This window comes from Flavobacterium sp. (assembly GCF_028712645.1).
Classification (GTDB): Bacteria; Bacteroidota; Bacteroidia; order Flavobacteriales; family Flavobacteriaceae; genus Flavobacterium.
The window spans coordinates 1-7,764 of record NZ_JAQTPQ010000169.1; the positions used below are offsets into that span (position 1 = coordinate 1).

A 7,764-nucleotide genomic window follows, 5' to 3' on the forward strand; every position below is an offset into this window, starting at 1 on the left:
CTCCACTCCTTTTTCAGCAGCTTTTTCAATCAAAGCATCAAGTGCTGGAATGATAGATTCACCACCTTCAAGAGAAAATCGTTTTTGACCCACATATTTAGTGTGCAAGAAATTCTCGAATGAAACGGCTTGATTTAATTTGTTTAGGATTTCCTTTTTTTCGTCATTAGAATAAATAGGATGATTATCATTATGTCCAATTTTATTCTGAATCCATTGAATATCCTCAGGTTTTCTAATGAACATATATTCAACTCCAATGGATTGACAATAAATTTTATTCAAATGATCCAAAATTTCCTGAAGAGTACAAGGAGCTATTTTGATGACTTTTGCAGCATCAAAAACCGTTGCTAAATCCGCACTCGAAAGTCCGAAATTTTCGATATCCAATGTTGGTGTGTACGTTCTTCTTTTGTGAACTGGATTCGTTTTGGTAAACAAATGCCCCCGAGTTCTATAGGCGTCAATCAATTTAACAACATTGAACTCCTTCTGAAGTTTCTCAGAAACCGAAGTACTCTCCATTGCTCCCGAAGCAATATTTGCCGTTTGGGAAACCGGATTTTCCTCATTGTAAGTAGTCATCCCGAAGTCAAAACCTTGGAAAAAACTTCTCCAACTTGGTTCTACGCTATCTGGATTTTCTAAATATTGATCGTATAATTGTGCAAAAAATTCGGTGTGTGCCGCATTTAAAAATGAAAACCTATCCATAATATTATTTAATCTTCTCTTTTGTTAAAATAGTTTGACAAAAGTACAATAATACAATAAGTATCTAATTCTTTTTAAATACTTTTATACCTGATATTGTTAAAAACCTAAATACTTATGAAAAAGAGTCACTTTTTAATTGTTTCGAAACTCGTATTGCTCACAATAATCTTGTTTTTTACTAACGAAATATTGGCACAAGGTCAAAATAATACAGGAAAGCAACCAAATGATTTTTGGCAAAATGTTCAATTTGGAGGTGGACTTGGATTAGGTTTTGGTTCTGGTTATACTGATATTAACATTTCTCCAAGTGCTATTTATAATATTAACGAAACCGTTTCAATTGGAACTTCACTGCAATTTGGTTATATTTCTGCAAAGAACAATTACAACACAACTCTTTTTGGCGGAAGTTTAATAGGTCTTGTGAATCCTATTCCAGAAATTCAATTTTCAGTCGAAATTGAAGAAGTTAATGCATCTACAAACTTCCAATTTGACGGCGGTAATTTATCTGCTAATTTCTGGAATACTGCACTGTATTTAGGAGCTGGTTACAGAAATGGGAATGTTACCATTGGCGGACGTTATGACATTTTATACAACGCCAATAATAGTATTTATAGTGATGCATTTATGCCATTTGTTAGAGTTTATTTTTAATATATAGTTATGAAAAAGATTTCGTTTTTAGTTATTCTTCTCTGTTTTTTCAATGGGTTTTCTCAAAATGGTCTTATTCAATCAGGACCAATGGTGGGTTATTGTGAGATGACAGAAGCTGTTATTTGGGTACAAACCAAAGAAAATGCAGCCGTAAAAATAGACTATTTTGCAACTGATAATCCGTCGATTATATTCACTTCTGATACTTATAATTCTTCAAAAGAAACTGGTTTTACCTATCATATTGTTTTAGATAAATTACAACCTGGAAAAAAATACAAATACGCTGTTTTTATCAATAATAAAAAAGCTATTTTGCCTTATGAAACCTCATTTTCTTCTAAGAAATTGTGGCAATGGCGAGAAGACGCACCCGATTTTACGGTTGCTCTAGGCAGTTGTACTTATATCAATGAACCTGAATTTGATAGACCAGGAAAAGGATACGGAAGTGGCTACTCAATTTTTGAATCCATAAATTCAAAAAATCCGGATATTATGCTTTGGGGAGGTGATAATGTTTATTTGCGAGAAGCTGATTGGGATAGCAAAACCGGCATTATGCATCGTTACACCCATTCGCGCTCTATTAAGGAAATGCAACCTTTGCTTGCAAAAACTCAAAATTTTGCCATTTGGGACGATCACGATTTTGGGCCAAATGATAGCGATAGGAGTTTCTACAACAAAAATTTGACTTTAGAAGTTTTCAAGGATTTCTGGGCAAACAAAAGTTACGGAATGAGTCCAGAGCAAAACGAAGGGAATTATTCTACTTTCAATTGGGGAGATGCTCAATTTTTCTTGCTTGACGATCGTTTTTTTAAATCTCCAAACGACCGAAAAACAGGTGCAAGAACCCTACTTGGCGATAAACAATTCGAATGGTTGATTGATGCGCTCACTTATTCAACTGCTCCATTTAAAATCATTTATTTTGGCGGACAAGTAATTACTACTGCTGCTCGGTTCGAAAATTACTCTACCTATCCTGAAGAAAAAGAAAAACTTCTAAAAGAAATTTTAGATAATAATATCAAAGGTGTACTATTTTTGTCTGGTGACAGACATTTTTCCGAATTATCAAAATTAGACAGAAGTGGAACTTATCCTCTTTATGATTGGACAGTTTCGCCATTAACCTCTGGAGTTTCTGATTCCTATAAAGAAGACAAAAACACAAATAAAGTGGAAGAAAGTTTATTTGCCGTGAATAATTTTGGAATAATTTCATTTTCTGGAAATAAAGAAAATCGACAAATAAAATTGTCCTTGTATGACAAAGATGGAAAAGAATTATGGAATAAAGTGATTCTAAAAAAGGATTTGGACTAACTAATATTTATTCCTGAACCACACTTTTTGCCATTCTCTTTTCAAAATCAAAAAGGCAACATTTTCGGCTAGAACCACTAAATCTGAGCCGTCAAGTTTTTTTATTTGGTCTTCCGAAACATCGATGATATAAAGTAAGTTGAGATATTCGGCAAATTTGTACTGAATCATTCGATAGACTTTTTCGTGCATCTGGATTTTTAATTCCTCGGGCGAAATACTTTTTGGAAAATCAATCCCTTCGTTTGCCAAATTAAAATCCTTATTGATTTGCTCTATTAATTTCAAGTACAAAGCTTCTTTTTCAGCTTCTTCAAGAAGTAAATCAGTATTTTTAGGTGTAATGAAATTCATTGTATATACTTATAAAACCCTCAGGGTTCTGATTGTAAACTAAACCTTTCTTTCCATTAAATTTTCGCCAAAAGCTTTCAAAATTGCTTTTTTGTCTTCAGAAATATTAATTTTTTCCAAGGTTTCAAAAGCTTTTAAAGTAAAATCGTGAATAGCTTTTTGATTAGCATCAGAAGCTCCAGTCGAATTGAAAATTTCCTTTACAGCATTAATTTTTTCTGAATTATCTTCTGGTTGAATAGAAAACAAATCCAACAATTGTATTCTTTCTTCTGGTTTTGAAAATTCGATAGCTTTCAGGTATAAATACGTTTTTTTGTTCTCAATAATATCACCTCCTACTTGTTTTCCGAAGTTTTCTGGATTTCCAAAAGCATCTAAATAATCATCCTGCAACTGAAAAGCCAAGCCTAAATTAAGTCCAAAATCATAAATCAAATTAGCATTTTCCTTTGAAGTTTCGGCAATAATTGCGCCCATTTTCATCGCTGCAGCAACTAGAACGGCAGTTTTATATTCAATCATTTTCAAATATTCAGCAATTGTAACGTCATCACGAGTTTCAAAATCAACATCATATTGTTGTCCTTCGCAAACTTCAAGTGCTGTTTTACTAAACAATTTAGCCAACTTACGGAATATTTTGGGCTGGTATTTTTCGAAATATTGGTAGGCCAAAATCAACATCGCATCGCCAGAGAGAATTCCGGTGTTAATATTCCATTTTTCATGAACAGTAGCATTTCCTCTTCGCAAAGGTGCATCATCCATAATGTCGTCGTGAACCAAAGAGAAGTTATGAAAAACCTCAACAGCCATCGCAGCTGGCAAAGCTTTTACATAATAGGCATCAAAAATTTCGGCAGTAATTAATGTCAAAACTGGTCGCATTCTTTTTCCTCCTAACTGCAAAATGTAATCTATAGGTTGGTATAGGTTTTTAGGCTCTTTATCAATTTTTTGATTTTCTAAATAGAGCAAAAATTGTTCTTGATATTGAATAGTAGAAAGCATTTTTTATTTAATTATAGATTTAGAACCATTTAATATTGATTTAAAAACAACACTAAATTTCAAACACAAAAGTATATTTTTTTATTTAGTGTACCTAAATTTCTACAGCTATAACGATTAAGTAAAAATAATTTGAAAATACTTTGGAAACTATTTTGGTATTTAAAGTTTCCTTCATATGTTTGCGGTCTAATTAAAATATCAAACTGATAATGACAGCAACAAAATGGACTATCGATTCTGACCAATCTGACGTTTTAATAAAAACGAGACATTCTATAATTGCCTATTTAGTGAGTAAATCAAATACATTTAATGGTTCAATATCTGTAGTTGATGATGAACTTCACGATGCTAATGTTGAATTTTTATTTGACATCAATACCAAAGATGGAAAATTAGAGCAATTTGATTCTAACTTGAAATTGAATGATTTTATAGATACAATACAAAATCCTACCATTAGTTTTAAATCGACTTCTTTTCAAAAAGTAAATTCGAGCATCAATTTCTTGAAAGGATATTTGACTATTAACAACATTACTAAGGTAGTCGAATTGGATGCTGTGCTTACTGGTTTAGAAACTCACAACGGCAATTCGAAAGCAAATTTTGAAATTCTTGGAAGCATCAATCGAAAAGATTTTGGATTATCTTATAATGCCTTTAACCAAAATAATGGTGTTGTCTTGGGACAAGATATGAATTTGACCGCTAATCTTGAATTTACAACTCAAACCCGTTTAAACTAATATTAAATTTATGTGAAACCATTGGTGACTATTTTAGCTTCTAAAGTTTCCTTAATATGTTTTCAACCGAAAATCAATTTATTCATTTTAAAATGAAAGAAAAAATTATATCAAAAGCTTCCGAATTATTCTTAAAACTTGGTTTTAAGAGCGTCACTATGGATGATATTGCTGGAGAAATGTGCATTTCAAAAAAAACAATTTATAAATATTTCTGCAACAAGGAAATTCTAATTGAGGAATCGACAGCAATGATTCACAAAGCAATTCATCAAAGTATTGACACCATTGTGGCCGAAAACCGTAATGCCATTGAAGAAAACTTTCAGATCAGAAAAATGTTTAAAGAAATGTTTAAAGCAGGAGACACCTCTCCTGTTTATCAATTAAAAAAACATTATCCTGAAATTTATGAAAAAGTAATGTCTAGAGAAATTAACGAATGTAATGCGGTTTTCAAACAAAACATTCAAAACGGAATACAAAAAGGTTTGTATCGAAAAGACATCGCAGTTGACACCTACGTTGATTTTTATTACACTTTGATTTTTAGCATTAATGGAAACACGAGCTCTGAAAAAGAAGCAAACAAACTTGAAATGCAAGCCTTAGAATACCATACCAGAGCAATGGCAACTCTTGCAGGAATAATCGAATTAGAAAAACAATTACAAAAATATAACTCATAATGAAGAAACTATTTATAATCCCTTTTTTGGTTTTTGCTTTAACGGCAAATTCGCAAGTCAAATCATTAACCTTGAAAGATGCACTAACCTATGCGTTAGAAAATAAAGCGGATGCCAAAAAAGCTAAGCTAGATGTCGAAAACAGTGAATATAAAATTCAGGAAGTTCGTTCAAGAGCTTTACCTCAAATTTCGGCCAACGGAAGTTTGAATTACAATCCTATCTTGCAAACAACAGTACTTGATGGGGACAATTTTGGAGCTCCAGGAACTACAATTCAAGCAGCTTTTGGGCAAAAATGGAGTTCGGGAGCTGGAATTTCCTTAAACCAAGCTCTTTATGATCAATCCGTTTTTATTGGTTTGAAAGCTGCAAAAACTACAAGAGAGTTCTATCAAATAAATGAACAATTGACTGAAGAACAAGTTATCGAACGAGTTGCAAATGCCTACTATAATGTGTATGTAACACGTCAAAATTTGAGCGTTTTGGATAATAATCTTATTAACACCAATAAAGTTAAAGATATTATTAAAGGACAATTTGACAATGGATTGGCAAAAAAAATAGATTTGGACAGAATTATGGTAAAAATATCCAATATTAAAACCCAACGTCAACAAGTTTTAAACGCTGTAGATCTTCAAGAAAATGCATTAAAATTTTATATGGGAATGCCAATTGAAACTAAAATCGAAATTCCTGCAACCGAATTTGAAGTTACGCCTCAAGTCCTTTTTGAAACACCAGATGCCACTGCTAGAACAGAATATCAATTATTGAAGAAGAATGAACAACTTTTAGAGTATCAAAAGAAATCGGTTCAAGCTGCATATTATCCAACACTTTCGTTAAATGGAAGTTATAACTACATTGGTCAAGGTCCAGAAATGCCGTGGTTTAAAAAACCTGTCGATGGTGCTTATTGGTCTGATTATGCCGCAATTGGATTGAATTTACACGTACCAATATTTACAGGATTTGGAACTCGTGCCAAAGTTCGTCAAGCTGATAACAGCCTAAAATCAATAAAAGTAGATTTGGCAGAAACCAAACTTGCATTGGATTTGGCCTATGAAAATGCTAAAAAACAAATTGATAATAGTATCATCACTATAAGTAGTCAAAAAGAAAATGCACAATTGGCTCAAGAAGTTTTAACCAATACTAATAATAATTATGCTCAAGGATTAGCTTCCCTTACCGATTTATTGGATGCAGAAAATGCATTAGTAGAAGCACAAAACAATTATACAACTGCATTATTAGATTACAAACTAGCAGAAATAGCATTAATCAAATCAAAAGGAGAATTAAAAAACTTATTAAACTAAATATCTTAAAATGAAAAAACCAATTTACATCATAATTGCTGTCGTATTAATAGGTGGAGCAGCATTCACATTATACAACAATAAGAAGAAAAATGCAGAAGACACAGCTATTGTTGCCGAAAAAAACAGTTCAGTTGCCGTAAGAGTTGCTACAGTTGTTACCGAAAAAATAGATGATGCTTTTAAAGCAAACGGAAATTTTGAACCTATACAAGAATTGACTTTTTCAGCTGAAAAATCAGGCAAAGTAATTAGCGTTTTAGCAAAAGAAGGTGATTATGTAAAAGCAGGACAAACATTGGCAATCGTTAGAAGCGATGTTATAAATGTGAATGCGCAAACGGCAAATTCAACCTATCAAAATGCAGCCGCAGATTATAGCCGATATGAAAATGCTTATAAAACCGGCGGAATTACCAAACAACAATTAGATCAAGCAAAACTAGCAATGGTAAATGCTAAAGCCCAATTGACTCAAGCAAACATCAATGTTGGTGATACTAGAATAAAATCTCCGATTAATGGTTTTATCAATAAAAAATACATTGAGCAAGGTTCTATTTTAGCAGGAATGCCCCCAACTTCATTGTTTGATATTGTTAATGTTTCTAAACTAAAGTTAAAAGTGACTGTCAACGAAAATCAAGTAGCTAGTCTAAAATTAGGAAACATTGTAATCATTTCAGCAAGCGTATTTCCAGATAAATCATTGACAGGTAAAATTACATTTATTGCGTCTAAAGCAGATCAAACATTAAATTTTCCGATAGAAATTGAAGTGGACAACAATCCCAATAGTGACATCAAAGCAGGAATGTATGGAACAGCCACTTTTGGAGCCAATGCTGCAAAACAAGCAGAAGTTAAAACAATACCAAGAACGGCTTTCGTGGGTAGTGT

8 protein-coding genes and 1 pseudogene are annotated in these 7,764 nt (G+C 32.4%); 6 read left to right on the forward strand and 3 right to left on the reverse strand.

The window, feature by feature from the left end; translation table 11 throughout:
- A pseudogene (locus PHC28_RS12725) lies at positions 1–717 on the reverse strand (2-oxoglutarate dehydrogenase E1 component); the annotation flags it as partial.
- Positions 718–834: 117 nt separating this feature from the next.
- On the opposite strand from PHC28_RS12725, the gene PHC28_RS12730 reads away from it, so the two are divergent.
- The gene (locus tag PHC28_RS12730) at positions 835–1,383 is read left to right on the forward strand and encodes a hypothetical protein (protein WP_300101079.1); all 549 of its coding nucleotides are present in this window, start codon (positions 835–837) and stop codon (positions 1,381–1,383) included.
- Positions 1,384–1,392: 9 nt separating this feature from the next.
- Complete coding sequence (locus PHC28_RS12735; RefSeq protein WP_300101083.1) at positions 1,393–2,721, forward strand: alkaline phosphatase; 1,329 nt, start codon at positions 1,393–1,395, stop codon at positions 2,719–2,721.
- Here the strand turns inward: PHC28_RS12735 and PHC28_RS12740 are convergent, their stop codons facing one another.
- On the reverse strand, positions 2,722–3,075 hold the full coding sequence (locus PHC28_RS12740) for a hypothetical protein (protein WP_300101088.1): 354 nt from the start codon (positions 3,073–3,075) through the stop codon (positions 2,722–2,724). It abuts the gene before it with no gap.
- Positions 3,076–3,114: 39 nt separating this feature from the next.
- Positions 3,115–4,089 (reverse strand): polyprenyl synthetase family protein, encoded by a 975-nt coding sequence (locus PHC28_RS12745; RefSeq protein WP_300101092.1) that lies wholly within the window; start codon positions 4,087–4,089, stop codon positions 3,115–3,117.
- Positions 4,090–4,301: 212 nt separating this feature from the next.
- Here PHC28_RS12745 and PHC28_RS12750 point away from each other — a divergent pair, with 212 nt between their 5' ends.
- The 4 genes from PHC28_RS12750 to PHC28_RS12765 form a co-directional block, all read left to right on the forward strand.
- Positions 4,302–4,841, forward strand: coding sequence for a YceI family protein (locus PHC28_RS12750; protein WP_300101097.1), 540 nt, complete (start codon positions 4,302–4,304; stop codon positions 4,839–4,841).
- Between the two features lie 92 nt (positions 4,842–4,933).
- Positions 4,934–5,530 carry a TetR/AcrR family transcriptional regulator gene (locus tag PHC28_RS12755; protein ID WP_300101102.1) on the forward strand — a complete coding sequence of 199 codons (597 nt, stop codon included), beginning with the start codon at positions 4,934–4,936 and terminating at the stop codon, positions 5,528–5,530.
- Positions 5,530–6,864, forward strand: a complete 1,335-nt coding sequence (locus PHC28_RS12760; RefSeq protein WP_300101107.1) for a TolC family protein — start codon at positions 5,530–5,532, stop codon at positions 6,862–6,864. Before PHC28_RS12755 ends, PHC28_RS12760 begins: the two co-directional genes overlap by 1 nt.
- 10 nt (positions 6,865–6,874) lie before the next feature.
- The coding region (locus PHC28_RS12765; protein ID WP_300101113.1) for an efflux RND transporter periplasmic adaptor subunit at positions 6,875–7,764 on the forward strand (890 nt) is incomplete at its 3' end.